The sequence below is a fragment of the Stenotrophomonas sp. 96582_Sma genome, assembly GCF_056480905.1.
The window spans coordinates 415,918-439,317 of record NZ_CM151122.1; the positions used below are offsets into that span (position 1 = coordinate 415,918).

Annotated in this window: 25 protein-coding genes and 1 pseudogene; 17 read left to right on the plus strand and 9 right to left on the minus strand. The window is 62.8% G+C overall.

Going from position 1 to position 23,400, the window contains the following annotated elements:
* The first annotated feature begins 7 nt into the window (after window positions 1–7).
* The 3 genes from ACZK2R_RS01880 to ACZK2R_RS01890 all read left to right on the plus strand — a co-directional run bounded on the left by ACZK2R_RS01880 (window position 8) and on the right by ACZK2R_RS01890 (window position 2,467).
* Entirely contained in the window at window positions 8–1,213 is a 1,206-nt protein-coding gene (locus ACZK2R_RS01880; RefSeq protein ID WP_180838273.1) for a PfkB family carbohydrate kinase, read from the plus strand.
* Complete coding sequence (locus ACZK2R_RS01885) at window positions 1,210–1,815, plus strand: 7-cyano-7-deazaguanine synthase (RefSeq protein WP_180838274.1); 606 nt, start codon at window positions 1,210–1,212, stop codon at window positions 1,813–1,815. The genes ACZK2R_RS01880 and ACZK2R_RS01885 overlap by 4 nt, the downstream gene beginning before the upstream one ends.
* A gap of 214 nt (window positions 1,816–2,029) precedes the next feature.
* Window positions 2,030–2,467 (plus strand): nitroreductase family protein, encoded by a 438-nt coding sequence (locus ACZK2R_RS01890; RefSeq protein ID WP_180838275.1) that lies wholly within the window; start codon window positions 2,030–2,032, stop codon window positions 2,465–2,467.
* Here the strand turns inward: ACZK2R_RS01890 and ACZK2R_RS01895 are convergent.
* The gene (locus ACZK2R_RS01895; protein ID WP_180838276.1) at window positions 2,408–3,253 is read right to left on the minus strand and encodes an 8-oxoguanine DNA glycosylase; all 846 of its coding nucleotides are present in this window, start codon (window positions 3,251–3,253) and stop codon (window positions 2,408–2,410) included. The two genes, ACZK2R_RS01890 and ACZK2R_RS01895, sit on opposite strands and share 60 nt — an antisense overlap.
* Window positions 3,254–3,470: 217 nt before the next feature.
* Between ACZK2R_RS01895 and ACZK2R_RS01900 the strand changes: the two genes are divergently transcribed.
* Window positions 3,471–3,770: a helix-turn-helix domain-containing protein gene (locus ACZK2R_RS01900; RefSeq protein WP_180838277.1), complete on the plus strand. Its 300-nt coding sequence runs from the start codon at window positions 3,471–3,473 to the stop codon at window positions 3,768–3,770.
* A 105-nt stretch (window positions 3,771–3,875) separates the two neighbouring features.
* Window positions 3,876–4,409 (plus strand): annotated as a pseudogene (locus tag ACZK2R_RS01905) (integrase core domain-containing protein); the annotation flags it as partial.
* Here ACZK2R_RS01905 and ACZK2R_RS01910 read toward each other — a convergent pair.
* The 4 genes from ACZK2R_RS01910 to ACZK2R_RS01925 form a co-directional block, all read right to left on the minus strand.
* Window positions 4,399–5,307 (minus strand): HNH endonuclease, encoded by a 909-nt coding sequence (locus tag ACZK2R_RS01910; RefSeq protein ID WP_180838279.1) that lies wholly within the window; start codon window positions 5,305–5,307, stop codon window positions 4,399–4,401. The pseudogene ACZK2R_RS01905 and the gene ACZK2R_RS01910 sit on opposite strands and share 11 nt — an antisense overlap.
* 625 nt (window positions 5,308–5,932) lie before the next feature.
* Complete coding sequence (locus ACZK2R_RS01915; protein WP_014645738.1) at window positions 5,933–6,301, minus strand: hypothetical protein; 369 nt, start codon at window positions 6,299–6,301, stop codon at window positions 5,933–5,935.
* Window positions 6,302–6,755: 454 nt separating this feature from the next.
* Window positions 6,756–7,181 carry a TonB family protein gene (locus ACZK2R_RS01920; protein ID WP_180838280.1) on the minus strand — a complete coding sequence of 142 codons (426 nt, stop codon included), beginning with the start codon at window positions 7,179–7,181 and terminating at the stop codon, window positions 6,756–6,758.
* Window positions 7,182–7,272: 91 nt separating this feature from the next.
* Window positions 7,273–7,482 (minus strand): hypothetical protein, encoded by a 210-nt coding sequence (locus tag ACZK2R_RS01925; protein WP_180838281.1) that lies wholly within the window; start codon window positions 7,480–7,482, stop codon window positions 7,273–7,275.
* 198 nt (window positions 7,483–7,680) lie between these two features.
* Here ACZK2R_RS01925 and ACZK2R_RS01930 point away from each other — a divergent pair, with 198 nt between their 5' ends.
* From ACZK2R_RS01930 to ACZK2R_RS01970, 9 genes are all read left to right on the plus strand, one after another.
* Window positions 7,681–8,322 (plus strand): DUF1629 domain-containing protein, encoded by a 642-nt coding sequence (locus ACZK2R_RS01930; protein ID WP_180838282.1) that lies wholly within the window; start codon window positions 7,681–7,683, stop codon window positions 8,320–8,322.
* Between the two features lie 210 nt (window positions 8,323–8,532).
* Window positions 8,533–9,174, plus strand: coding sequence for a DUF1629 domain-containing protein (locus tag ACZK2R_RS01935; protein ID WP_180838283.1), 642 nt, complete (start codon window positions 8,533–8,535; stop codon window positions 9,172–9,174).
* A 272-nt stretch (window positions 9,175–9,446) separates the two neighbouring features.
* The gene (locus ACZK2R_RS01940; RefSeq protein WP_049421156.1) at window positions 9,447–10,091 is read left to right on the plus strand and encodes a DUF1629 domain-containing protein; all 645 of its coding nucleotides are present in this window, start codon (window positions 9,447–9,449) and stop codon (window positions 10,089–10,091) included.
* A 34-nt stretch (window positions 10,092–10,125) separates the two neighbouring features.
* Entirely contained in the window at window positions 10,126–13,467 is a 3,342-nt protein-coding gene (locus ACZK2R_RS01945; protein WP_180838284.1) for an XVIPCD domain-containing protein, read from the plus strand.
* Window positions 13,468–13,684: 217 nt separating this feature from the next.
* Window positions 13,685–14,152 carry a hypothetical protein gene (locus tag ACZK2R_RS01950; RefSeq protein ID WP_180838285.1) on the plus strand — a complete coding sequence of 156 codons (468 nt, stop codon included), beginning with the start codon at window positions 13,685–13,687 and terminating at the stop codon, window positions 14,150–14,152.
* Window positions 14,153–14,303: 151 nt separating this feature from the next.
* Window positions 14,304–15,230 carry an XVIPCD domain-containing protein gene (locus ACZK2R_RS01955; protein WP_180838286.1) on the plus strand — a complete coding sequence of 309 codons (927 nt, stop codon included), beginning with the start codon at window positions 14,304–14,306 and terminating at the stop codon, window positions 15,228–15,230.
* On the plus strand, window positions 15,227–15,862 hold the full coding sequence (locus ACZK2R_RS01960; protein WP_180838287.1) for a hypothetical protein: 636 nt from the start codon (window positions 15,227–15,229) through the stop codon (window positions 15,860–15,862). Before ACZK2R_RS01955 ends, ACZK2R_RS01960 begins: the two co-directional genes overlap by 4 nt.
* A gap of 2 nt (window positions 15,863–15,864) precedes the next feature.
* Window positions 15,865–16,878 (plus strand): XVIPCD domain-containing protein, encoded by a 1,014-nt coding sequence (locus ACZK2R_RS01965; RefSeq protein WP_180838288.1) that lies wholly within the window; start codon window positions 15,865–15,867, stop codon window positions 16,876–16,878.
* A gap of 186 nt (window positions 16,879–17,064) precedes the next feature.
* The gene (locus ACZK2R_RS01970) at window positions 17,065–18,210 is read left to right on the plus strand and encodes a YncE family protein (protein ID WP_180838289.1); all 1,146 of its coding nucleotides are present in this window, start codon (window positions 17,065–17,067) and stop codon (window positions 18,208–18,210) included.
* A 50-nt stretch (window positions 18,211–18,260) separates the two neighbouring features.
* Here the strand turns inward: ACZK2R_RS01970 and ACZK2R_RS01975 are convergent, their stop codons facing one another.
* From ACZK2R_RS01975 to ACZK2R_RS01985, 3 genes are all read right to left on the minus strand, one after another.
* A complete protein-coding gene (locus ACZK2R_RS01975) occupies window positions 18,261–19,322 on the minus strand; it encodes an MrcB family domain-containing protein (protein WP_180838290.1) in 1,062 nt (353 codons plus the stop codon).
* A 294-nt stretch (window positions 19,323–19,616) separates the two neighbouring features.
* Window positions 19,617–20,009: an XVIPCD domain-containing protein gene (locus ACZK2R_RS01980; RefSeq protein ID WP_180838291.1), complete on the minus strand. Its 393-nt coding sequence runs from the start codon at window positions 20,007–20,009 to the stop codon at window positions 19,617–19,619.
* Window positions 20,010–20,085: 76 nt separating this feature from the next.
* Window positions 20,086–20,565, minus strand: coding sequence for a YybH family protein (locus tag ACZK2R_RS01985; RefSeq protein ID WP_005407862.1), 480 nt, complete (start codon window positions 20,563–20,565; stop codon window positions 20,086–20,088).
* Window positions 20,566–20,792: 227 nt separating this feature from the next.
* On the opposite strand from ACZK2R_RS01985, the gene ACZK2R_RS01990 reads away from it, so the two are divergent.
* Window positions 20,793–21,605: an alpha/beta fold hydrolase gene (locus ACZK2R_RS01990; RefSeq protein WP_180838292.1), complete on the plus strand. Its 813-nt coding sequence runs from the start codon at window positions 20,793–20,795 to the stop codon at window positions 21,603–21,605.
* A gap of 9 nt (window positions 21,606–21,614) precedes the next feature.
* Window positions 21,615–21,788 carry a hypothetical protein gene (locus ACZK2R_RS01995; RefSeq protein ID WP_097048477.1) on the plus strand — a complete coding sequence of 58 codons (174 nt, stop codon included), beginning with the start codon at window positions 21,615–21,617 and terminating at the stop codon, window positions 21,786–21,788.
* A gap of 91 nt (window positions 21,789–21,879) precedes the next feature.
* Here ACZK2R_RS01995 and ACZK2R_RS02000 read toward each other — a convergent pair whose 3' ends face one another.
* Window positions 21,880–22,560 carry a hypothetical protein gene (locus ACZK2R_RS02000; protein WP_180838293.1) on the minus strand — a complete coding sequence of 227 codons (681 nt, stop codon included), beginning with the start codon at window positions 22,558–22,560 and terminating at the stop codon, window positions 21,880–21,882.
* A 133-nt stretch (window positions 22,561–22,693) separates the two neighbouring features.
* On the opposite strand from ACZK2R_RS02000, the gene ACZK2R_RS02005 reads away from it, so the two are divergent.
* Entirely contained in the window at window positions 22,694–23,353 is a 660-nt protein-coding gene (locus ACZK2R_RS02005) for a hypothetical protein (RefSeq protein WP_180838294.1), read from the plus strand.
* Window positions 23,354–23,400 lie beyond the last annotated feature (47 nt).

Here is a 23,400-nt window from a genome sequence, read left to right on the forward strand (position 1 = left end):
TAAATGGATGTTGACCATCGTCGGTGGTATCTACCGCGAGGTGTGTTTGCGCCCGCAGTGGGACGAAGTGTATGGATCGGCCGGACGTGCGGCGTCAGCGGTGTCGCGTCTGGGTGGACAGGTGACGTTGCACGGCTATCTTGATGCTGACCTCCAGCCGATCCTGGAGTGTCGTGCAGCAGATGAGGGCTTTGGCCTATCGATTGCGCCGTTGCCACGGTCTGCCTCTTTTCACTACAGCCACGGATTGTCGGTACCGTGGATCCAGCAGCCAGAGCGGCAATCGCCGCTCAGCGTGAAGGCCGATCACGTGCTTCGCTTTGGCATGCTGGAGAGCACGGCCATAGTCGACGCTGAGTACGCCGTATTCGATCCACAGAACGTTACCGGGACTGAAGCTTTTGGCGCTAACGGCTCGAGGGCCCAGCACCTGGCGCTTGTGCTGAATCTGACTGAGGCAAGGAGCTTGCTCCAACGATTCGATTTGATGCCCGAGCAGATGGCTGCCGAGCTGGCTTCGCAGCACGGCGCAGAAGTGGTGGTGTTGAAGATGGGGCCGAAGGGGGCCTTAGTGCACCACGAGGGCGGCACTGAATATGTTCCTGCCTATGCCACCTCTCGGGTATGGAAGATTGGTAGCGGGGATCAGTTTGCGGCCAACTTTGCATACGCCTGGATGGAAGAGCGCCGCTCGCCCTTTGAGTCTGCGGACCGAGCATCGCGCTCGGCTGCCTTCTATGCTCAGCATCGCAGGTATCCTGATGTTGGGGAGCTAGATGCCTTCGCTCCGGCGCCGCTGCGGCTATCGGACACCTACCTGCAGGGGCGGGCGCCTACCGTTTACTTGGCCGGGCCCTTCTTCACCCTTGGGCAGCTTTGGGTTGTCGAGCAGGCTCGCAACTGCCTCCTCGACATGGGCCTGGACGTGTTTTCCCCCTACCACGACGTGGGACCTGGCCCAGCAGAGATGGTGGTGGGGAAGGACATTGAGGGCATCCACCGGAGCCAGGTCATGCTCGCCATCGCTGATGGGCTGGACTCAGGCACGGTCTTCGAGGTGGGCTACGCGCGATCTCGGGGGATCCCGGTGGTGATGTATGCCGAGAACGTGTCGCCTGAGGACCTGAAGATGATGGATGGTACCGACTGCTTCCTGCGCGACGACTTCGTCAGTGCCATCTATCAGACCGCTTGGAATGGTGTTTGCGTATGAAGAGTGCCCTCCTACTGTCTGGCGGGATGGACTCGATCGCTCTGGCCTGGTGGAAGCGTCCGGATATGGCGTTCACCGTGGACTATGGGCAACTCGCCGCGGCTGCCGAAGTGGTGGCGGCCAGAGCCGTGAGCGACCGACTGCAGATCCCGCATTACATCATTCGGTTTGACGGTCGTGAGCTTGGTTCTGGGGACATGGCAGGGTCCACCCCGGACGTCCACGCGCCTGCCAGTGACTGGTGGCCCTACCGAAACCAGCTGCTGCTTACTCTGGTTGGTATGAAGGCGATCTCCCTGGGCGCGCAGAGACTTTGGGTCGGTACCGTTGCTTCAGATGGTAGCCATCAGGATGGCACGCCGGGTTTCGTCGACCTGATGAGCAAGCTGATGCAAAGTCAGGAGGGTGGCATGGTGGTTGAGGCCCCGGCGATCCAACTGCAAACCAGCGATCTGGTGCGCACCTCGGGGATACCTCGTGATCTGCTGTCTTGGGCTCACAGCTGCCACAAAGCGTCTGTCGCCTGCGGTAACTGCCGCGGCTGCAACAAGTACTTCCAGGTATGGCACGAGCTCGAAGGATATGTGGGCGACGCTGGGTAATCCGGTCCCTCGTCAGGACCCTGAGGCCTATGCGCCTTGGCAGTGGCCGGTAGTGCGCTCGATCGCGCTGCCGGCCGCCTCGGACGTAGTGAGTCAATGGCCAGAGGCACTCCTGCAGCGCCGAAGTCGTAGAGACTTTGCGCCCATCGATATGCACGCGCTGAGCACGCTGCTATGGCACACCGTGCGTTGCCAGTGCACTGCCGAGTCGCCAATGGGGTTCTCCCTGCAGCAGCGGCCAGTCCCTTCTGCAGGCGCTATCCATCCGGTGCACCTGCTGGTGCAGCTTCCGCTTGAGGGTGGGCAATGGGCACGCTACAACTCCATGACCCATGCCCTGGATGTCTTGGGCCATGCGTCCACCGTCCTGCATGGGCTGTGCGAAGAGGCGGGTCAGGTGATTCGGACCGAGCCAGGCTCGCTGCTCTTGTTCGTGGCGGAGCCGGCAATGACCGCCGCCAAGTATGAGAATCCCTGCAGTCTGGTATGGCGCGATGCGGGTGTCATGCAAGGGGCTCTGGCCATTGCCGCGGAGGCCTTGGCGTTGAACTACTGCCTTCTTGGGATCACTGGTGACCCGTGGGTGGGGCAGCTATCCGAGCAGTGCCATCTGGTTGGAGTGGGGCTGGCGGCGCTGGGAGCGCGGCCGTGAGGGCGCGTGCTTGGCCTTGAACTTGCCTTCCGGCAGCGCGTTGAGTGTGGCGCCGACGGTCAGGGGGGAGGCCATCATGTCCAGCCAAATGACGGCATCGAGTTCGGACGCCCTCACGCCCAAGCCAACGCTGAACTTCAGGAACTGGTCCTCGAGCTGGAGGTAGTTCCGCTCCACTGTCAGCTCTGGATCCAGGAACCCGGCAAGAACGCCGGCGCGCAGGATATGGATATCGAGGATCGCGACATCGTCTGCATCCAGCCAGTTGCGCGCAATCCAGGAGGCGGTCTTGTATCCGATCCCTGGAACAGAGGTCAGCCAGTCGCGTAGCGCGCGACCTGACTGATCCGGAGAGGGCTCTTGGGAGAGCTTGCGCATTGCTGCTGCCAGATAGCGTGCCTTCTGGCCGGCAAAGCGATACCGCACCAAGCGGCCTTCGTGCTCCATCGGCTCGGAGAGCCACTGAAGCAGATCCTGCTCGTCCGGCGCATCAGCCTCAAAGGCGCCCTTCGACTTGAGGTGGTTGTAAGCCAGCAATCCAATGCTCGCGGGGATCCCGTGACCGCCCAGAAGGCATGCGCCCACTTCCTCGCGAAGCGTCTTACCCAGCTTGTACTTGATCGAGCGCGCCTCTATTCGCCTGGCCATGACCTGGTATGCCCAGTACGCCGGAGTGGGGAACGCTTCGACGGCGCCCCACGGCACCCCGGCAACTACTTCCGACTCTGCGGAGGGCAGTTCAACGTTCACCGTCATGGATTCGAGCATTACGCAGGCACGCTGCATGGGGAGCCTCTTTGGTCGCCGAGCGTTGCATCTGCAACTCCGGACAAGCTGGGTTTACACCTGATCGGACTGGCAGGACGTGTAGGGCGCGTTCCCGTTTCGTGGGGGTTAGCTTTCCTTCTATGCATCTTATACCATAAAGTATGCGTATATGCCTAAAAAATCCCAGAGCTTTCATCCCTTAATGCGCTCTCTTCCAGCGGCCCTGGGGGCTCGCATGATTGCGCTTGGACACAGTCAAGTGGAGGTTTCAGCGTTCACCGGTGTCCCGCAGCCGCAGATCAGTCGCGCACTGCAGGGCGCACGAAAGCGCCTTACGCCGGACATGAAAAAGCTATGCCGTTATGCGCTTTTGAGTGCGGAAGAACCGGAGGTTGTGGGTGATCCGGCTCTAGAGGTCACCTTGCTAATGCGTCAGCTGATTGGGGACAGCACGCTGGCAGCAGCGCACATGAAGGCCGTGCTTCGCAGTCTGGCTCCATTGATGGCCGACTATCGGCAGCGGACCTCGCCGTAGTACGGGTGCTGGTCTCAGCCGTCTACGCCACCAGGCAAGCGGCGAGGGGTGCAGTCGGCAGGCTCGGTACCAGGCATGGTCGGAATGGCACAAGCGATCAAGGTGGCCACAGCGCCCAACACCCTGTGGGGCATGGACTTTGTCAGTGACGCGTTGTTCGATGGACGTCGCTTCCGGTTGTTACCGGTGCTGGATCACTTCACGCACGAGTTCCTGAAGATCGTTGTGGATCATTCGTTGCGTGCAGACGATGTGGCCGAAGCGGTGGCGCGGCTGGTCGCTGGACGGGGCAGGCCGGACGCGATCAAGGTGGACAACGGCAGTGAATTTGCCGGTAAGGTGATGGACCGCTGGACTTATGAGAACTGCGTGGAGCTGGATTTCTCCCGGCGTCGTACGCCGACGGACAATGCGATGGTGGGGAGCTCCAACGGCAAACTGCGGCAGGAGTGCCTGAACGACCATTGGTTCTTGTCGCTGGCCGATGCAAGGAGAAAAATCGAAGTGTGGGGGCGCCTCTATATCGAGGAGTGCCCCCACAGTGCATTGGCAAGGAAAACCCCTGCGGAACTCGCCCGAGAACACAGGCCTCAAGCAAATTCTCTGGCGCCAAAAGTGGGCGAAATCTCTACCGGCTGATAGCCCTGCTATTGGGGGTGGCCCTATCAAAAACAACATCTCGGTGGAATTCCAAGAAGCCAAGTTGCTTCGGCGAGAAAACTCCATGTCGAAGCGATGCATCCAACTTGAGACCGAGCCGATCTTGGACGTCAAACGGTAGGCTGCTCGAAACTAGCAAGCGACCGCTCGACGAGAAGCTAATCCATCCCCGATCAAAGAGCAGGTCCGCATGCGGAGCGAGGAGAAGACCGTTCTCGCCGTCAACGCGCTCGTCGTGACTGCTGTCCGCCCACGGCTTGATATGGCTCGCGCGAAGGAATCTCAGGTCCTCAATGCCGGTCAGTCGACAGCCCTTCTCTACGCCGATAAGGCGCTCACGGAACAGGCGTTGCTTTGTCCGCACTTCGGTTTCGCGTCTTGCGCTGGTCGCGCCGACGTCATCGACAGCGGCATCGATCTCAGCCTGGTCCTTCTCACTTGCCACAAGGCCCAGCGAGGCTTCCAATGATCTCAAGCGGAACACGATCGCAGACCTTAGCTGCCCTTCTCGATCTGGCATGCCAGGTTGGACATAGGAGGATTGGCACATGAACCTACCAAGGTACCGGTAGGGCCGCCCCTTGCCCATCATCTGAAACACTACGAGCGTCTTGCCATCTTTGACGTGCTCGCCGATCGCTCGGTTGCCCGCCACATACTTCATGTCTCCGACTTGACCCTCGCCGAAGTAATGAAAGACTTCGTCGTCGTCCCAAAAGTCGTGGTAGCCGTGAGACACGCCGGCCTCGCCAGTGAACGCGATGACTAGCGGATGCTCCTTGGGTGTCGAAATGCCGCCTTGCTGTTGTCCGCCAAATACACCGTGGATCTGCTTTTGACGGTTGTAGAGCGCGCCCACCTCGAATGGGAGTTCCATCCTAGATCCCTGTCCCAGAAGCTAAGTGCCCAGGATTCTATCCAGAACCAGGTTCCTTGTGTCATTGATTGACGCGTTTGGCTGCCGGGGCAGGGTGCAGATGGGAGTCTACTGGGGTGCAGGCCTAGGGCAGCTGTTCTCAGGTGCGCTCAAGTTCCTCCTGCGTCTCTCTGGTGAGCCCCATCCATCTTTCCAGCGCTGTAGCCCTATTGCATCGCCTGCGACCGTAGACATGGTGGCTATCAGAAGACTTGGTCCAGAGTTGTCCACGAACAGAATGGCATCGCCACGTAGGCTCATATCAAAGAAGTGTCTACTGGGATCATGCTTTCCGATGGTGACGCCTTGACAAGACAACGCTTCGGCAAAGCTCTCGGCGTCGGCCCGAAACAGGGCAAACTCCGACTCGGTGAGTCTTGGGTAGTTCTCAATACTCACTGTGGTGGCTGGCGCGTACGCCCCGCCAATGATCAATCCCAGTAGTGCTGCCGCCGTCAGGGCAAGCAAAGTCCGGCTCGGCATAGTGAGGCCAGTGTTGGAGGCTGGAGGGCTCAGACAGCGGCGAATGCTTCGGACCGTGCATACGATCCGCACATTGCATTCGATGTGCGTAGCGAAGTGCGCGCTACTCCCGCACCTGCAGCCGCTCAATAGCCTGCGCAGTCAACGCCACGCACGCCATCTTCAACCCTTCCATCACCCGGTCTCCCAGGTACTCCTCGGGCGCGCCGTTCTGCCGCGTGCGCTCCGCAGCCAGCATCAGCTCCGCCACCACGCGCAGCCCCGCCAACGCACAATCCGCATCCGCCAGCTGAAGGCACCGCCCAGGCAGTTGATGCCGTTCCGGCCAAGGCTGGCCGTCCGCCGCGGCACCGGTTCCGATGCGGTGCAGCGTGGCGACGAAGGCGTTGGGATCGACGGACGGTTCGCGCTCGGGTTCGGCGTTGTCCGGATCGTACTGCGCGTGCAGGGAACGGAAGTCCGATGTGTTCATGGCAATGCTCCGTACAGGACAGATAGCAGCGCCACCGATAAAGGCGGCGGACGATGCGTGGTTCGAAAGCCGGACAGTAACCAAGCCGGTGGGTCCGAAGACCCCCACGCACCGCCCGCCATGGAACGCGAACGGATTGCCAGCCGGCGCCACGCAAGGTGACGCCGGCTGACAAGCGCAAAACATAAGGCTACTGAACGGGCTTTCGAACCCCGCGCCACCCTTTTCCGGTGGCACGCCAAGAGATACCCGTGCAGCAACCAAATGCCAAGAAAACCGCAGAACCGGCGATTGCCAGTCCTGACGCTTTCGGCATTGTCGCACACGGTGTTAAGCCGGCAAGCGATTGCGCCGCAACGCTCTTGAAGGGCTTGGCGCTATTGGCCCCAAGCGCGGGAGCGCCCGCAGCCAAGGGGATGACCTAGAGCCAATCGCGACAGATTGGACCGACGGTTCAGCCGGGCGGCGCCGCGGCCGTGGGCGCGAAGGTCAGACGGACCCGCACCCGCGCATGCTGCGCGATGCCCTCAACCACGACCGGATCAAAGCGCCATTGGTCCACTGCGGTAAGGGCCGCACGATCCATCTCCCGCAGTCCGCTGGACCGCGCCACCATCACGTTGGAGACGTGGCCCAGCTCATCCAATTGAGCAACCAGCAGCACCGCCATGGGAGCCTGCAGGAAGGTATCGGGCGGCGTGGCAGGGGCCGTTGAATACTCAATGGCAGGTGCCTGCAGCAGCTTGAAGGAGGGGTTGTCACCGGCCTCTACGAACACTTCGGTGGACACCTGCAGGTCTGCCGCCATGGCCATGGCAGGTGTGGCGCCCAGCAGCATCAGAACGAGGTTCAGTGCCAGGGCGGTATTCAAACGGGGCATACGTGGTTTCCATTCCGGTGCGCTACCAGCATAGCGGCCATCCCCTAGCATCGCCTGCCTTGAATGCCGGCGTGCTGGACTGCTGCGCGGATCACACAGGCGCGCCCGGCCGTGGCCACAGCACATCGTCGCGCTCCAGGTCGTAGTCGCTGCCGAATGCCAACGCCGCCTCACGCGGCGGCAGGTCTGCGTAGCAGCCCAGCAGGTACTCATCCATGCCGGCATCGCTATGGTCGATGGCGAACAGGTGGATGAGCTCCTTGTCGAAGGCTTCCAGCCATGTGGGGTCGATTCTGGTCATGGGCATCCTCCAGTGGAGGAGGGAGAATGGTCTGCCTTCATCTCAGAGGATGCGATGGAGGGCGGAATCTGCCTCTCGGTCATCACAGGGTGGCATCAGCGGAAACCGTGAGCCAGTCGCATCTGCCTCGAAACGACCATGCCAAGAAGGGTAAGCTCCATCTGCGGTGTCATTGAAGGGAATCCAGGGACGCAGGTGATGAAGCAAAGCCCTACCCAAGGCCCTCAAGCGGGCCAGTTCTACTTGTTCTCACCAGATCTGGAAAGCAGCCGTCCTTTCCGTGGCGCCGAGGTTGAGAACCTGTCGGTGTTGCTCGATCCACCGCGCATCATTCTGCGCCCGGACAGCGGAGGTTTCCCGGCGCTTCGCGAGAAGCCACGCATCGTCTTCGATGCTTTCAAGGGCCCTGAGCCACGTGACCTGGAGGGCGGCTTCAGCGGCTACTGGCTCGTCTCGGAACGGCTATGGTGGGTAATGAAATCCGTGGATCCACAGGCGTTCGACTTTGTTGAATGTGATGTCCGCCTGGCCGATGGCACGCCTATGCCACGGCGTTTCCTGTGCGACGTGGTGCGTGAACTGGACGCGATAGACGAGGAGCGTTCAAGACTGGATATCGAGATCGATGAGGACTTCATCAACGGAAAGTTCTATTCGATTGCAGGCGGGGCGAGTCTGGCCATTCGCTCTCAGGTGGTGCGAGATGCGCATGTCTTCCTGACTCCATTCAGTACCTTCGTGATCGCGAGCCGCGAGTTTGTTGATGCAGTTCGCGTGGCGGGGCTCCCCACGAATCCTCGGGATAGCGGCATCTCCTTCGTGGACGCTGCGGCGATCTGACCTTAGGGAGCAGACAACTGATGGCAAGCCAGTTGCGACGTGTTGAACAGCTGCACGGTTCAGTCAGGCACGCCCGGCTGTAGCCGCTGCCCATCGTCCGGCTCCACGTCGTAGTTGCTGCCGAACACCAGGACTGCCTCGTGCGGTGGAAGGTCCGCGTAGCAGCTTACGAGCGACTTCGATTCACATTCACAGCGTGAGATGACAAGCATGGGATCAACTTCCACCTACCAGCCGCGCAAGGGCGAGTTCTTCAAGCTACGACCGGATGCTACCCGTGGAGGAGAGGGTCACGGGGTGGTTTTTGATAACGAGGACGCGTTGCTTGCGACTCCCAGGCTGATCCTCTTACCCGAGGCCGGTGGCTTCCCTCCACTGCGTGAAACCCCGCGCTTGGTCTATCGGGAGCGGCAGGGTGTCCCTCCACAGGACCTGGAAGGCGGGTTGAGCGGCTACTGGCTGGTCTCCGAGCGTTTGCGCCAGGTCATGGAAGAGATTGACCCTGACGCGTTCGTTTTCGCTGATACCGACTATCGCCTGGAAGACGGTTCAAAGGGACCAACCTACTTCCTTTGCGACGTGGTCCGCACGCTGGACGCCTTGGATGAAGAAGCCTCCCAGCTCAAAATCGTGATCAGCGATGAGTACAAGGCAGGGAAATACTACCGCCTGACCGGGGATGTCCGGTTGGCGTTCAAACGCGAGGTGCTGGGTTCGGCTCACGTGTTCAGATTGCCGTTCCATGGCGGGGTATTCTGCGACCGAACGTTCAAAGATGCGGTGGAAGCTGCCGGCATAGTCACTGCCAAGAGATCCAACGGGCTCTGGTTTGAAGATGTGGTGAACTGCTGAGTCGGTCCCGGCGCCGACAGGAGGGCACGGCTGCGCTCCAAATATGCGGAGCATGGTGCGCGCGCTGAGAAATCGTAGATTTCCTAATTGCCTCAGAAACCATTGATGGTCAAAATTGCCGTTATCGTCTGCCTTCTCGCAAGCGGCGGGCTATGATCTCCGGGAGGGCTCACGGTCTACACTGGAGGTCTTCACATAGCTGGCGGCGAACGCCTTCCCGGGGCGCCGCTCTGTCTCCAGGCTGGAACACGAAATTTGGGAGGAACAAGCGCATGGATTCGTCAAAGCCTAATCAGCCTGTGCCCGGCGAGTTCTATCTGCTCATGCCTGACACGACCCGAAGGGGAAGAGGGCATGGCGTTGAGATCGAGAATGAGGACGCACTGCTGACGCCTCCCAGGCTGATCATCCGCCCCGAAGAAGGCGGTTTCCCTCATCTGGCGCAGAGACCGCGCCTGGTTCTCGATCCAAAGCTGGGGGATCCACCGCAGGACCTCGAAGGAGGAATGAGTGGCTACTGGTTGGTATCAGAGCGCCTCAAGAAGGCATTCACCGAAATAGATCCCGTTGCCTTTGAGTTCGTAGAGTGTGACTACGTGCTTCCGGACGGCACAGAGGGCCCAACGTACTACCTGTGCGAGGTTGCTCGCGAACTGGATGCCGTCGACGAGGAAGCGTCGAAGTTCCGGGTCATCGTTGATGAGGGCTATCCGGGCGGAAGGTTCTACGACCTTCGTGGCGGAGCAAGCTTGGCATTCAAGAGGGATGTAATCGCGGACAGTCACGTCTTCCGCACTCCATATTCTGGTGACCTTGTCTACTGTGACCGCATATTCCGAGATGCCATACGGGCTGCGGGAATCGGAAGTGACGGTGAAACACGCGGCCTTAGGTTCAAGGACGCATTCGATATCTGAAGCAGATATGTGATTTCATGGATGAGGTGTTGATATGCCGGCTGATCGTCCGATCCTGCAGGATCACCATGTAATCGAGCAGCAGACCTTCAGGAATGATCCGCTGCTCAGGGTGCTCGCCAAGGCAAAGCTCATTGAGAAAGATGCCTTTGAGAATCGCCTTTACATGCCAGCTGATCGGGAGCTTGCGCAGGCAATGCGTATCTCGCCGCATAGTGGCGGTCCGATAGCTGACTATCAGGACGGCATCGGTTTTGAGCTGAGGCAGTTGCAGTTTTCCCGAGACGGACAGGAAGCGCTGCGTGGTGATCCAGCGGCACTCCAGCGCGTAGCAGCGCAGGTCAAAGACCTCCGCGACACCATGACGGTCGGCCTCGTCAATGGAGACCTTTATACGAACGCGCCGCTTGGCATGCGCGCTGATGACATTCGGCCCGTGACGCAGTCGTTCTTCCTCGACAACCGGAGTTACGCTCAGCTACACGCATCGAAGATTGGTTCGCTTGCCAGCTTCGGACCGGTAGACCGCAGCTATCTGCTGGTGACGGAATCCGAGTCGCGCATCGTTGCTTTGCTTGAACATGCCGACCTGACGGGAAGCAAATTGACGAAAGGCAGAAATCTTGAGCTTCAACGAAGCGGATTGTCTCTCGCAATTTCCAATGCCCATCATGAAGGGCGGACTCTTCTTTCTGAGTCGAGCATTCTGACCGTGGAGCGCGTACTGGGCGAAGAGGCCGCGTCACGCCTTCGTGCTCCGGTCGGGCAACGCGGCGGAGTTACATTGGATCTCCTCCTCGGCGAAGCCTCCACCAGCCAACTGATCCGCTCCGGCGGCCTGCTCGCCTCCGGCGCCGACGCCGTTATCACCGCCCGCCGCACCTCGCAGCTGCTGGAAGAAGGCAACGGCACCGCCGCTCAGTCCGAGCTCACCCACGCCCTGGCGCGCAACGGCGGTGGCTGGATCGGTGGCATGGCCACGGCGTCGGTGATCGGCACCTCCAGCTTCGTCCCTGCGGCCATCGTCGCGGGCGATGCGCTGCTGATGAGCAAGGCGTTCGACAGGGGCGCAGATCTGCTCGACAACCGCGCCGTCTACCGGCAGACCGACAAGGCCGATGTTACATGGCAGTTCAATGGCCTCAACTGGCAGCGCCAGGCGGTCATGGACAGCGCGGGCGACGGCCTGGGCAATCCGGCTGAGCGCAGTGTGGGCGCCAGTTACGAGAAGGCCCGCGAGCTGGGTGCATATGCCCATGTAAAAGCGGTAGAGCTGGCGCTGGGCAAGGCGCCGCCGCCGCAGAATCCTTTCAGCATCCCGGCGAAGGACGGCGAGGGCCGTCTGGACAATCCCAACTGGCACCGCGATGCGCAGACCGAACAGTGGACGCGGCAGGTCAAGATCGGCGTGTCCGGTGCCAACGACCGGGGTGTGTATGAGACGCAGACCGCCAGCCCCGAACGGGCCAGTGAGTTGAATCGTGAGGCGGTGCAGCGCATCGAGAACAACATCGCCAATGGCAAGGCCGCCATTGCCGCCAGCTACCTGGAGACCTACGCCGCTACCCGCGCCAGCGACTTCGTGCCTCTGGTGCCGGAAGCGGTGGAGCAGGCCCGTGCCAGGCCCGACGCCATCCAGGGCTCGGACAACCAGCTCTACCAGCGCGACGAAGCAGGACAATGGAGCCATGCTGGCCAGATCGCGCAGGGCAACATGGCGCTGGAGTTGGAGCTGACCCGCACCATCCAGCAGCCGTCGCTCGATCAGTTCAACCAGACCATTGCCGCGTTGGACGCGCGGCCGTTGCCTTCTGCGGCCGAAGTGAACCAGAACGAGCTGCGTCACAGCTACTACGCTGCGGGCGTTGCGCTGTCACCGGCATGGGAGCAAGCGATTGCGCTGGCCACGGCGCGCACGCGCGAGCAGCACGGCATTACGGGCCCCACGCTGCAGGAACTGGGGCCTGCAGCCGAGGGCAACGCTGGCGCCTCCCGACCCATCACCCATTACCAGGTAGGCCAGGATGGCGTTGCACGCGCCGTCGCGACCACCAGTACGCAGGAGCTGCAGGCCGCATGGAATGAGGTGCGGGCGCTTGCCAATGAGCAGGCGCCGGTGCCGGACTCACCCGAGCTGCGCATTGCCGCGCTGTCGGCGGGTGAGCAGGAGGCTTACCGGCAGGCACTGCAGGAGGCCAATCGACAGGGGGCTGCGCAGGTGGATGCAGGTCAGGCTGCACGAGCGGCCGCGCAGGTGGCACATGGCGACAAGCCATCTGAGCAGGGCGGGAATGTGGAAGTGCGGCCTGAAGAGCCTGCGACTGCGCAGCCCATTGCGCCTGCGGCGGTAGCGGTCACGCCAGCGGTAGCGGTCGCACCACCACCTACGCCCGCGCCACAGGACAAGCCCGCGCCTCAACGGCACGCCGAGCAGCGCGATCCGCCGCGGCGTGAGGCGGAGCCGCAACCTCAGCCCCATCCAAACAGCGAGGCGCCCACCGAAAGCCGTACCGCTTCACAGACGCCGGAGCCCGCTGGGCCGATGCAGGCACACCCAACCGAATACGAGCGCGCGACGCCACACTCTGCCGCGCCTCTGGCAGCGGCAACGCAGACGGTGCCCACGCAGCGCACAGAGCAGGCATTGGAGCCGGAGCGGATGGCACCGGTGCCTGCGGTTGCCCCCACTCCAAAGCAGGACATGGCAGTGCAGGAGGTGGAACCGGTGCCCTTCAAGGAGCCACTGCCTGCTGAGCCTGCGTGCGATCCATGGCCTTTGGAGCAGGAAGCGGCACAACACGTGCCAGAGCCCGAACCGGCTCCGTTGTATGACCTCCAGCCCGTCACTGCGGCTATCACTGTTCCTGCCGAGCCCACGACAGCGCCAGGCCCTGAACCGGCCGCGCCCGCACCGGATGAGGCATCGGGCCCGAACCGGGCGCTGCAGGACCCCACGCAGCCCGGCCACCCCGATCACGCGCTATATCAGCAGATCCGTGAGGGCGTGGAAGCGCTGGACGCCAAGCACGGCCGAAGCTTCGATGAAGTCAGCGAACGCATGACAGCCAGCCTTCTGGTACTGGCCAAGGACAACGACCTGGAACGGGTGGACCATGTGCTGGTGAGCAACGCTACGAGTGAACATCCGGCCGGGCACACGCTGTTCGTGGTACAGGGTGAGCCAAGCAATCCGGCACATCAGCGCGCTGCGATGCCGACCGAGCTGGCGGCGCAGACACCGGTGGAGGAGTCACTGCAGCAGTTCGACTCTGTCAGCCGTGAAGCGCATCAGCGTGCGCTTGCCAATCAGATGGACCAGCAGCTGGAAGATCAGCGGGTGCAGCACGACATCCAGATTCGTGCGGCGAGCATGTGATGAGCAAGGCACGCGCTGCACTGGCGACCTGCACGGAGGACTGAAGATGACGCCACATGGAAAGCGCCGGATATGCATGCTCGCGGGACTACTCGTTCTTCTGGCTACCGCGTGCCGGCCCGATGCGGCTCGCGACGCAGGCTCGATAGCAGAGGCCCATCGTCCGGATCTGGTGCCGCTTGTGCGGGCCATGCCGACTACCTCAATGGATGCACCATTGACGGTCGAGTTCGATGTGGCTGCTCCCAGAAAAAATTCCTCTCCAACGCTCATGATCGGCATTCGCGTTGACCGCACGGATAACACCACGGCGTTTGGGGCACTGGCCGATGTTCGGGCGTCCGGGTTCCAGGCGAAGGTTTCCATGCAGCGCCTGGAATCGAGTGGATGGAAGGACGTGCCGTTGCTCCGGCTGGAATCGATCATTGGGGAACCTGCCAGGACGATTCCCATCCCCGCCGATGGTCGAGTAACAAGCGCGTGGCTGGACGATGCTGACGTACTGGCGCTGCAGAATGCTGGGCTGGAACGACCCGGCGACACCTATGCACAGCTGGCCTTCGCATGGGCGCGCAATCCGTCGCCGGGCCGTTACCGGGTTGAAGTGCAACTGCATTCGCCTCTGACGCAGCTTGATCCGTATCACCCCGAACTGCTGATTGCCTACCTGCGCAGGCCCAAGTAGCGAAGGAGTCAGCTTCTTCCCCTTGGGATTGCTGGCTGGTTCACACATTCAGCAAGCCAGCCGTGGCCTTAGCTTTGTCCTCCACCTGCCCCCCATCCCACCTATGCCATCATCCAGCCAGGACCGCAGCACCCATCAAGGCTGAACAGGCATGGAGCAGGCAACACGCTACACGGCAACTCTTTATCTGGCCGCGCCCGGCACCCCATTGAAAAGTGGGGGAATCTCGCCGCGCGGCCACATGTACCTGCAGGTGGCGGCAGGCGACGAGGCCCACAGCTACGGCTTCGCACCGCCGCGCCAGGCGCCGGGCGAAACCCGCACCGGCGTGCAGTACGCGCAGGTGCGCCTCGACGATGCCGACGAGCATCTGGACCCGTACTACAGCCGCACCCTGGAAATCACCGAGGAGCATTACGGTTGCCTGCGTGACTTCGCCGAGGAACCGGCCGAGTTCGAATTCGATGTTGATCGCCCGGCCACCATCAACCGCTGCAGCGATTTCGTCTGGGCGGCGCTGCACTACGCCGGGCTGCATCCGCTGCCGGCGCCGCTGGATGGCGGCAGCAACCTGGGCGAGTTCGCAGTGCTGTTCAACCTGCCGGAAATCCAGTGCATTGCTGCGCCGTTCCCGGGCAGCGATCTGAATGCCGAAACCCACCATGCGATGCCCGAGCGCGAGGCCGAACATCATCGCCAGGGCGACCGTGCCAGCGATGCGCCGCCGCCGACGCCGATTGAAGTGGCCGGCACGCTGCTGGACCCTTCTCATCCCGACCATCGCCTGTTCTCGCAGCTGATCCAGAAAGTGGCCGAACTGGATGCCGCGCATGGCCGCCCGTTCGATGCGGCCAGCCAGCGCATCAGCGCCAGCCTGCTGGTGCTGGCCAAGCAGAACAATCTCTCGCGCGTGGACCACGTGCTGCTCAGCCAGCCGACCAAGAGCAGCCATGCGGCAGAGAGCATCTTCATCGTGCAGGGCGACCGCAACGACCCCGGGCACCGCCGCGCCAGCATCGCCACTGAAGTGGCGGCCAAGACGGATGTGGCCGATTCGCTGCGGTTGAAGGAGCAATGACGCGGCCACAGCGGCGGGGGGCGGTGGTACTGGCGGTGCTGGGCGCGCTGGCGGCATGCCGTGCGTCACCAGCGCCTGAGGTTGCGCCGCCCCTGCTGACGCGCGCACAGGCCGAGTCCCGCACGGTTGTGCCGATCACGCGGGCCGTGCAGTTGCAGAAGGCCGGTCGGATTGCCGAGGTCACGTTTGATTTGCCGGCACCCCAGAAGCCGGCCATTCCGATTCTGAACATCGGGTTGCGGCTGCAGGATACCGACGCGCGGCGGCTGCTGGATGCTTCGGAGAAGATCACTCTCGGACGTTTGCCAGCGCGGCTGCGCCTGGAGCGGATTGATGGCAGCTCGGCTCGTCATGTACAGCTCTGGCAGCGTACCCGCGATGGACGCGACTCGCAGAAGATCGCCGATGATGGCGTGGTCACAGACCTGACGACGGGGAGTGTGGACATCAACAGCTTGGCCGAGGCCGGGTTGTACTCTGAAGACGTGCTCTATCGCACGCTGCAGCTGGCGCAGGTCGGAGGCATTGCACCCGGGCGCTACGTTCTGCTGGTCGACCTTGTGGAGGATCGACCCCCGCTGGATGGCCTGAAAGCAGAATTGATCATTGGCTACCAATCACTAGGAAAGTAGACATGCACAAGGACGAAGCCGAACGCTACAGCGTAACCATCCATCTGGCGGCCCCCGGCACGCCGCGCTACGGCCGTGATGCCGAGGGAAACAGGTTCCTGCTGGAGCCTTCGTTCGCGGGGCACATGTTCCTGTCGCTGCGCCGTTCGGGTGAACCCTTGCCGGAGAGCATTGGTTTCACCCACGCAGGCACCAAGGACGAGCCGAACAGGGGCAAAGTCGATGACATGGACGTGTCGGTCTACGACAAGCCCCGCTTCGAGCGCACGATCGAGATCAGCAAGGAGCAGTACGACCGCATCCTCGAGTTCTCGGCGGACCCGAAGAAGCACGGCTTCGACATGAACTACGACTTCTTCGCCAACGCCTGCACCGATTTCGCATGGGGTGCCCTGAACCACGCAGGCCTGCGACCGGTCGGGCTGGCCGGGGAGATCACCAACTACGAGGGCGCCACCAAGGTCCTGGACAACATCCGCGCGGTCAACGCCATCCCGCAGCAGGTGAAGGGCAGCGAGCTGGACAGGGTGCAGTGGAACCCGATGCCGAAGCAGACGTTCCGCGAGTGGATGTTCACCGAGAACGGCGAGCAGTGGCGCGGCAACAGTGCACTCGCGGCAAGCGGCACGCCCGCAGACCCGGCGCACGACGATCATGCCCGCCTCAACCAGATCCACCAGCAGGTGGCCGACCTCGGCGCTTTCGGTGCACGCAACGGCAATGTCAGTGCCAGCCTGCTCGCGCTGTCGAAGGAGCAGCAGTTCTCGCGCGTGGACGAAGTGGTGCTGGGCGAGCAGCGCGGTGATACCGCACCGAAGCTGTTCATCGTGCAGGGGGACCGCAGTGACCCGGCACACCAGCGCGCCAGCATGCCCGCGGAGGTTGCAGCGCAGGCACCGGTGGAGGCCTCGTTCGAACGGGTCGCTCAGTTGCAGCAGAACCCGCCGCAGCGCGATGTGCAGCGCCTGCAGGAAGAGCAGCAACTGCAACAGAGCCACGGCCCACGGATGGCATAGCCGGCGGACGCGGTTCCAAGGTCGAACGTCTGCCACGCTCAGGCAGACGCACGCCACGCCCCCCACCTGCTACCATTCCCCCGCAACCCCAGCCAGCCCACCCTGCGCAGACAGATGCGGGGCGGGCCGTCGCAGTACGGCCCAGCGAGCCAGGACACCCTCCCGTGCCCATTCAAGGACGCTCGCATGTTCCGTAATCCTCTCTTCCGCTCGGCCGCCCTGGCCGTTGCCGTTTCGCTCAGCCTCGGCGCGCCCTCGGCCTTCGCCGACAACGCTCCCGCCGCCAGTGCCACCGCCGCCGTGCAGCGCCAGGCCGTGGCCAAGGGCCTGTACGAGCTGGCCTACAGCCCGAAGCAGAACGCCGTGTTCGTGGCCTCGTCCGGCGGCTTCGGCGATGACGCCGGCCCGGCACAGGTGCTGCGCCTGAACCCGGCCACGTTGGCCGTGGAAACCCGCATCCCGCTGGAGCGCAAGGCGTTCGGCGTGGTGCTGGATGACGCCCACAACCGCCTGTACGTGGGCAACACCGTGGACCTGTCGGTGACCGTGGTCGACACCGCACAGAACAAGGCCGTCGGCACCATCCAGCTGATGGAGAAGAAGACCGGCAAGGACGGCAAGGCTGCTTACACCCACGACCTGCGCGAGCTGGTGGTCGACAGCGCCGCCAACCGCCTGTACGTGACCGGCCACAGCAGCCAGCCGGATGTGAGCAGCGTGCTGTTCGTGATCGATACGAACACGCTGAAGGTGATCAACACCATCGACGGTTTGGGCAATGCCAAGGCGCCGGGTCTGGCGCTGGATGCGGCCAACAAGCGCGTCTACACCAGCAACCTGCTGGCCGATCTGGTGGTGGTGGGTACCGATTCGAACAAGGTGGTGGCGCAGCACAGGATCGCCGCCGAGCAGCCGATGAACATCGCGCTGGACCCGGCCGGCAAGCGCCTGTTCGTGACCGACCAGGGCTCGGAATTCCTGCGTGGCTACCAGGCCAAGAGCAGCGGCCTGGTCAGCAAGCATCCGGGCCAGCGCGTGCTGGTGCTTGACCGCAGCAACGGCAAGGAACTGGCCAGCATCCCGACCGATGCCGGCCCGCTGGGCATCCTGCTGGATGCACCGCGCAAGCGCCTGTACGTGACCAACCGCGAAGCCGGTACGGTGACCGCGTACAACAGTGACAGCTACCAGAAGGTGGCGACCTACAAGGTGCCGACCCACCCGAACAGCCTGGCGCTGGATGCGAAGAACAACGTGTTGTTCGTGAGCATCAAGAACGGCGAGAAGGATGACAAGGGCGCCGACGAGAGCGTGGCGCGGATTCAGCTGTAACGAGCAAAAGTCGGCCGCGCTTGAGAGAAGCGCGGCCGATTCATTGGGTTCTACGCAATACGATATCGATAGGCGAGAGCTTGCAGGTTCGCATCCGAGATTTGCCACGGCTGCTGAATGTGTGCGGTTCCTCCGGCGCAAATGGGTACTCCGTCGTGCGACTGCAGTTGGATACCATGCACGACGAACAGGCCGTTGTTCGGATGATGCTTTAGGTGGTGCTGCACTTCGTTCTTGGTGAGCACGATGTCCCCCAAACCGCCGGTGGTTCCCTTCACCTCGATGTAGTGAACCTGGCCTTCCTTTCTGATCTCCAGATCGTAAGGGGCCGTAGCACTCGTATCCTTGATTTCATATCCCGCGCTGCCGAAGTGCTCCTTGGCAAGTGCCATCGCTTGCAGCTCCACTGCTCGGCGCTGAGGCTGCGTGAGCCCAAAGCCCTGTCCAGACTTCTTGCGACCCGAGGCGGTCTCTTCGATCGCCTCGACCACTGCAATAACATCCGGTGAAGTTTGGCCGCTACGCTTCTGGGCCGGCTCACCTCGATAGATGCTCTTCAGTAGACGCGCCATCGTGAGCATGTCGGCGCGCAATTGATCATCGGATGGAACGTGATCCTTGGCGTAGAAATACGAAACAGCTGTGGTGCTTTCGTAAGCCTTTGCCAGAGAGCCGCCGCCCAAAGTCATGGATTTGAGTAGTCGTGGATCCGCGGTGATGTCATTCTCAAGTATCTCCAAGGCCCATCTGGTTAGGCGCTGAGTCTCGCCCGGGGAACGCTTGATAAAATCGCCATCAATCTTCTCGGTAGAGGCATGGGAGACCGCTAGATAGACGCCGGAGCCATCCTCGCGGAACAGCCAAACCACATACCAGCCCTCGGTTGCGGTGGGCGAGCGTGCTTCGGATGCAAAACGAACCCACGGAACTTGGGACTTTCTGCCGATCCCATCACGCCCAACGAGTAAAAAATCCCCCGGCTCGATGTCTGATGCAAGGCGAAGTTGCTCGGCGTTCTCGCTAAGCAGCTTGGGTAGCTGATGCTTGATGATCTGGCCGCGAGCCTGCATGGCAGCTGTCGGCAATGAACTGTATTGAGGCTGCAGTTCCATCACCTTCTGCAATTCGTCCCTGATACCCACGACGCCCCCTGCGCAATTTTCGATAGACGCAATTAATGCATACAGGGATATCGATCCGCAATGCATATCAAGTCGGTGTCATTGGCGTCAAGGCATGTCGTTTGTGGGTGGTTTGGCGCAGATATGACCAGCAGCCCCTGCAGTTCGCGGTAGGCGGGGCTCCGGTCGGGATAGCTTCCGATTGGACTGAATCTCAAGTAGGGCGCTGCAGGTCAGCGGACGCCCTGGTCACGTGATGGCCGGCTCTGAGCGGCGCCGGCGTGCTTACCCCATCCGGTGCGCAGGATTCTGCATTTCCTGCGCCTGCACCTCGACCTGCGGCTGCCCACCCAGCCCCAGCTTCTGCATCGACTGCTCCACCGGCGTCTGCGCCGCCACAGCCGTCGGCATCATCGCGCGCAGGTGCGCCGGATTGGCCGGGTCGCCCTGCACGACGAAGACGTTGTGCCCGGCCGGATGATTGGCCGTGGCGTTGCTGACCAGCACGTGGTCGACCTGCTGCAGGCCCTGCTCGCGGGCGAGCACGGTCAGGCTGGCGGTCAGACGCTCGCTGGTCTGGTCGAACGGACGGCCATGCTGCGCGTCCAGGGCGGCCACGCCCTGGCGGATCTGCTGGTTGAGGCCGTACTCGGGGTGGTTGGGGGTGATCTCTGCCATGGGGCGATCTGCAGCGGTAGGTCGTGATGGACCTGGGCAGTATAGAACCGGTCCGTGAACCACCGCATCGCGGCGATCAGTCCGCCGGCCGATGGTCATAGCTGATCACCCGCTCGGCCAACCAGCGCCCGTCCACGCGACGCCAGACCTGGATGAAGCGGGCCTGGCCCACCCAGCGCTCCACGCCGTCCTTGCCGCGTTCATGGAAGCGGTGGTCGCCGATTTCCAGCGCCCGCTCGTCGTGTAGCGGGAACACCTGCAGCGAAGGCTCCACCCGCTCGCGGCGCAGGCTCCAGCCGCCCTTGCGCGCATTGCTGCACATGTTGGCCACGCTGCGGCGGAAGTCTTCGCGGCTGCTGGCCGACTTGCCATCCTTGTCATGGAAGAACTCCATGTCCTGGGTGGTCATCGCGGCGGCCTTGTCGGCATCGCAGGCCTCGAAGGCGGCGGCGAACAGCTGGGTGTCGGCTTGGCGGATCTGCTCGCGCAGGTCATCGGAGGGCGCGGGTGCGGCGGCGAGGCCGGCGGCCAGCAGGGGCAGGGTGAGCAGCAGCATGACGAGTCTCCAGGGAGGGTTCGCGCAGGCTCGCATGGCGTTTGGTGCGCTGCAGCCGGCGTCTGACGAAACGGCCGTTCCATGGAGTGAATGCCCGCATTGGCGGCTCGGCTCCAACGTCGGGGCCGTGGTCTGTGCAGGGGATGTCATGGCGACCGGCGATTCCATCACGGTCGCGATAGGGGCCGGCCCATAGTCTGAAATCCTCCCCTTCCACAGGAGGTTCCATGCCTGCTTCCCCCGTCCGCCTGCACGTTGAAGACACTGGTGGCGACGGCCGCCCGGTCATTCTGATTCACGGTTGGCCGCTGTCCGCCGACGCATGGAAGACGCAGGTGTCGATCCTCCGCGACGCCCAACACCGGGTGATCAGCTACGACCGGCGCGGCTTCGGCCGTTCCGATAAGCCGGCCGAGGGCTATGACTACGACACGCTGGCAGCGGACCTGGCCGGGGTGATCGAGGAGCGTGACCTGCACGGCGTCACCCTGGTCGGCTTCTCGATGGGCGGCGGTGAGGTGGCGCGCTATGTGGCCAACCACGGGCAGGAGCGCCTGCACAGCGTGGTGTTTGCTGCTGCGGTGCCGCCGTATCTGCTGCGCAGTGATGACAACCCGGATGGCCCGCTCACCCAGGAAAAGGCCGATGAAATGCGCAGCGGTCTGGAGAAGGATCGTGAGGCGTTCTTCGATGGCTTCACCCGCGATTTCTTCAGCGCCCATGGCCAGTTGATGGTGACCGAAGAGACGCGTCAGGCGGCGATCGCGTTGTGCCATCAATCCGACCAGAACGCAGCGCTGGGGTGCATGAAGGCGTTTGCTACCACCGACTTCCGCGAAGACCTGAAGAAGATCACGGTGCCGACCTTGATCCTGCACGGTGACAGCGATGCCATCGTGCCGTTTGAAGGTTCTGGCCAGCGCACGCACCGAGCCATTTCGGGCAGCGAAGTGGTGATCCTTGAAGGCGCGCCGCATGGCTGCAACACCAGTCATGCTGATCACTTCAATCTGGCGCTGTTGAACTTCCTGAAGCAGTAAGCTGCGGCCATGCGTGAACCGAAGACGCCCCCGTGGAAGAAGCCCAATCCCAAGGGCCAGACGTCGCAGCCGTTGTCGCCTGCGCAGAAGGAGGCAGCCCGGCAGCGTGCGGAAGAGAACGGGCGGCGTTATCCCAATCTGGTGGACAACATGTGGGCCGCGAAGCTGCCGCGCGGATCCTGATCTGTAGAGTCGAGCCGTGTTCGACCCCGCACGGTGCCCATCCACGCATGGCGTGGATCTACTGCAACAGCAGCCTGGCTTGGCCCGGCATCTACATGCCGTCCAGCGGCGTCCAGCCGGGTTCCAGCCAGGGTGAGATCTCGCTCTGGTGGACGGTGATTGCCTCCGTCGGCAGCCCCGCCAAGTGCGCAAGCTCTGCACGCAGCAGCTCGGAATCCACCGGCGCGGCCGTAGCCACCTGCAGCCGATCACCCTGATGCCTCACTTGAACCGGCAGCGTGGCGTGCGCATCATGCTCGCCGCCGGTGCGTCCGATCGGGTAGCGCATCGTTACCGGCCGCGACAGTTGCGCCAGTGCTGGCTGCCAGGCCTGCAGTACGAGGGGCTGCCCGGCAGCGGGAACATGTACTTCAGCAATCGTAGCCGGGTAGCCGGTGATGCTCTCGACCATGACCTGGAAGCGCGCGCCATCCGGCACGACCAGCACGGTGGCGATCAACGCGAAGAGCGAAACGAACAGCGCTGCGAGGTTCCAGCTGCGCGGCGCGGAGGCCGGGCGAGTTGCGGTACGCAGACCTGGCTTTCGCCGCAGCTTTCGCGCGTAGATGCGCCGGTCCTTCCTGCGTGGGCTGCTGCTGTGCTCGGGCAGGTTCAAGGGAACCCGTGGAAGGCGCGCCACGCGGGCCTTGATCAGGCGCGACAGCAGCATCCAGGCGATCACGAACGCCAGCAGCGGAAGCAGCGTTCGCACCCACAGATACAGCGTGACCATCCACAACACCTCTACATACGACCATCCATGCTCATCCACATCCTACCGGGACCGCGCGCCGGTTGTCGTATCCGCCAGCCGACAAGCACAGGGCGCTTGGTTAGGATGGTCCTTTGTTGTCATGGATGAACCGATGGTCTCTGCTGCTACCCGCTTCTGTCGTATCTGTGGTCCTGGCCCGATCCTGCTGGCACTGCAGGTGGTGGCGCTGCTGGCGGTAGCCCTTGCAGTCGGCTTCTTCCACTACCGTGTGGGACTGCTGCTGGAGCCGGTGGATGACGCATGCGGCGGGCCCGACCCTGTCGCGCGCATGCAGGTGGCCGAACAACTGCTGGCGCGGTCCACTGCGCTTGCACCGTGGCAACCCTTGCAGTGGATTCCGATGGCGGGCGTGGTACTGGCGCTGCTGGGCGCGATGTCGATCAGCGTCTACCGGCTGGGCCGCCTGTCGGAACGCCTGCGACGTGCCAACTGGGGGCTGATGGCGCTGCACGCCGCGATCCTGGCGCTGGCCCTCAGGGCATTGCACCTGTACGACCTGGCATGGACTGGCGTGGCCAAGTTGTCCCCAGCGGCGTGCCTGGTGGAGCTGGGCGAGCAGGGCCGGTTGCCGCTGGCACAGGCGCAGCAGGTGGTGTTCGAGATCCTCACCCATGAGCATGCACCGCTGCTGCGCAATCCCGATGATCTTGCCCTGGTGCTGGTCGCGTTGATGCTGATGGCGATGGCTGCAGGATTCATGCTGTGGCGGGCGATCGTGCGCGAACGTCAGGAGCAGTCGCCCGGCCCATAGCGGGTGTGGGGCCGGCCGCGCGCCCGCAATCGCGCTAGAGTCAGCAC

Coding starts and splice junctions, on each gene's coding strand:
- ACZK2R_RS01880 (WP_180838273.1), top strand. CDS start 8: ATGTTGACCATCGTCGGTGGTATCTACCGCGAGGTGTGTTTGCGCCCG.
- ACZK2R_RS01885 (WP_180838274.1), top strand. CDS start 1,210: ATGAAGAGTGCCCTCCTACTGTCTGGCGGGATGGACTCGATCGCTCTG.
- ACZK2R_RS01890 (WP_180838275.1), top strand. CDS start 2,030: ATGGGGTTCTCCCTGCAGCAGCGGCCAGTCCCTTCTGCAGGCGCTATC.
- ACZK2R_RS01895 (WP_180838276.1), bottom strand. CDS start 3,253: ATGCAGCGTGCCTGCGTAATGCTCGAATCCATGACGGTGAACGTTGAA.
- ACZK2R_RS01900 (WP_180838277.1), top strand. CDS start 3,471: ATGATTGCGCTTGGACACAGTCAAGTGGAGGTTTCAGCGTTCACCGGT.
- ACZK2R_RS01910 (WP_180838279.1), bottom strand. CDS start 5,307: ATGGAACTCCCATTCGAGGTGGGCGCGCTCTACAACCGTCAAAAGCAG.
- ACZK2R_RS01915 (WP_014645738.1), bottom strand. CDS start 6,301: ATGAACACATCGGACTTCCGTTCCCTGCACGCGCAGTACGATCCGGAC.
- ACZK2R_RS01920 (WP_180838280.1), bottom strand. CDS start 7,181: ATGCCCCGTTTGAATACCGCCCTGGCACTGAACCTCGTTCTGATGCTG.
- ACZK2R_RS01925 (WP_180838281.1), bottom strand. CDS start 7,482: ATGACCAGAATCGACCCCACATGGCTGGAAGCCTTCGACAAGGAGCTC.
- ACZK2R_RS01930 (WP_180838282.1), top strand. CDS start 7,681: ATGAAGCAAAGCCCTACCCAAGGCCCTCAAGCGGGCCAGTTCTACTTG.
- ACZK2R_RS01935 (WP_180838283.1), top strand. CDS start 8,533: ATGGGATCAACTTCCACCTACCAGCCGCGCAAGGGCGAGTTCTTCAAG.
- ACZK2R_RS01940 (WP_049421156.1), top strand. CDS start 9,447: ATGGATTCGTCAAAGCCTAATCAGCCTGTGCCCGGCGAGTTCTATCTG.
- ACZK2R_RS01945 (WP_180838284.1), top strand. CDS start 10,126: ATGCCGGCTGATCGTCCGATCCTGCAGGATCACCATGTAATCGAGCAG.
- ACZK2R_RS01955 (WP_180838286.1), top strand. CDS start 14,304: ATGGAGCAGGCAACACGCTACACGGCAACTCTTTATCTGGCCGCGCCC.
- ACZK2R_RS01960 (WP_180838287.1), top strand. CDS start 15,227: ATGACGCGGCCACAGCGGCGGGGGGCGGTGGTACTGGCGGTGCTGGGC.
- ACZK2R_RS01965 (WP_180838288.1), top strand. CDS start 15,865: ATGCACAAGGACGAAGCCGAACGCTACAGCGTAACCATCCATCTGGCG.
- ACZK2R_RS01970 (WP_180838289.1), top strand. CDS start 17,065: ATGTTCCGTAATCCTCTCTTCCGCTCGGCCGCCCTGGCCGTTGCCGTT.
- ACZK2R_RS01975 (WP_180838290.1), bottom strand. CDS start 19,322: ATGGAACTGCAGCCTCAATACAGTTCATTGCCGACAGCTGCCATGCAG.
- ACZK2R_RS01980 (WP_180838291.1), bottom strand. CDS start 20,009: ATGGCAGAGATCACCCCCAACCACCCCGAGTACGGCCTCAACCAGCAG.
- ACZK2R_RS01985 (WP_005407862.1), bottom strand. CDS start 20,565: ATGCTGCTGCTCACCCTGCCCCTGCTGGCCGCCGGCCTCGCCGCCGCA.
- ACZK2R_RS01990 (WP_180838292.1), top strand. CDS start 20,793: ATGCCTGCTTCCCCCGTCCGCCTGCACGTTGAAGACACTGGTGGCGAC.
- ACZK2R_RS01995 (WP_097048477.1), top strand. CDS start 21,615: ATGCGTGAACCGAAGACGCCCCCGTGGAAGAAGCCCAATCCCAAGGGC.
- ACZK2R_RS02000 (WP_180838293.1), bottom strand. CDS start 22,560: ATGGTCACGCTGTATCTGTGGGTGCGAACGCTGCTTCCGCTGCTGGCG.
- ACZK2R_RS02005 (WP_180838294.1), top strand. CDS start 22,694: ATGGTCTCTGCTGCTACCCGCTTCTGTCGTATCTGTGGTCCTGGCCCG.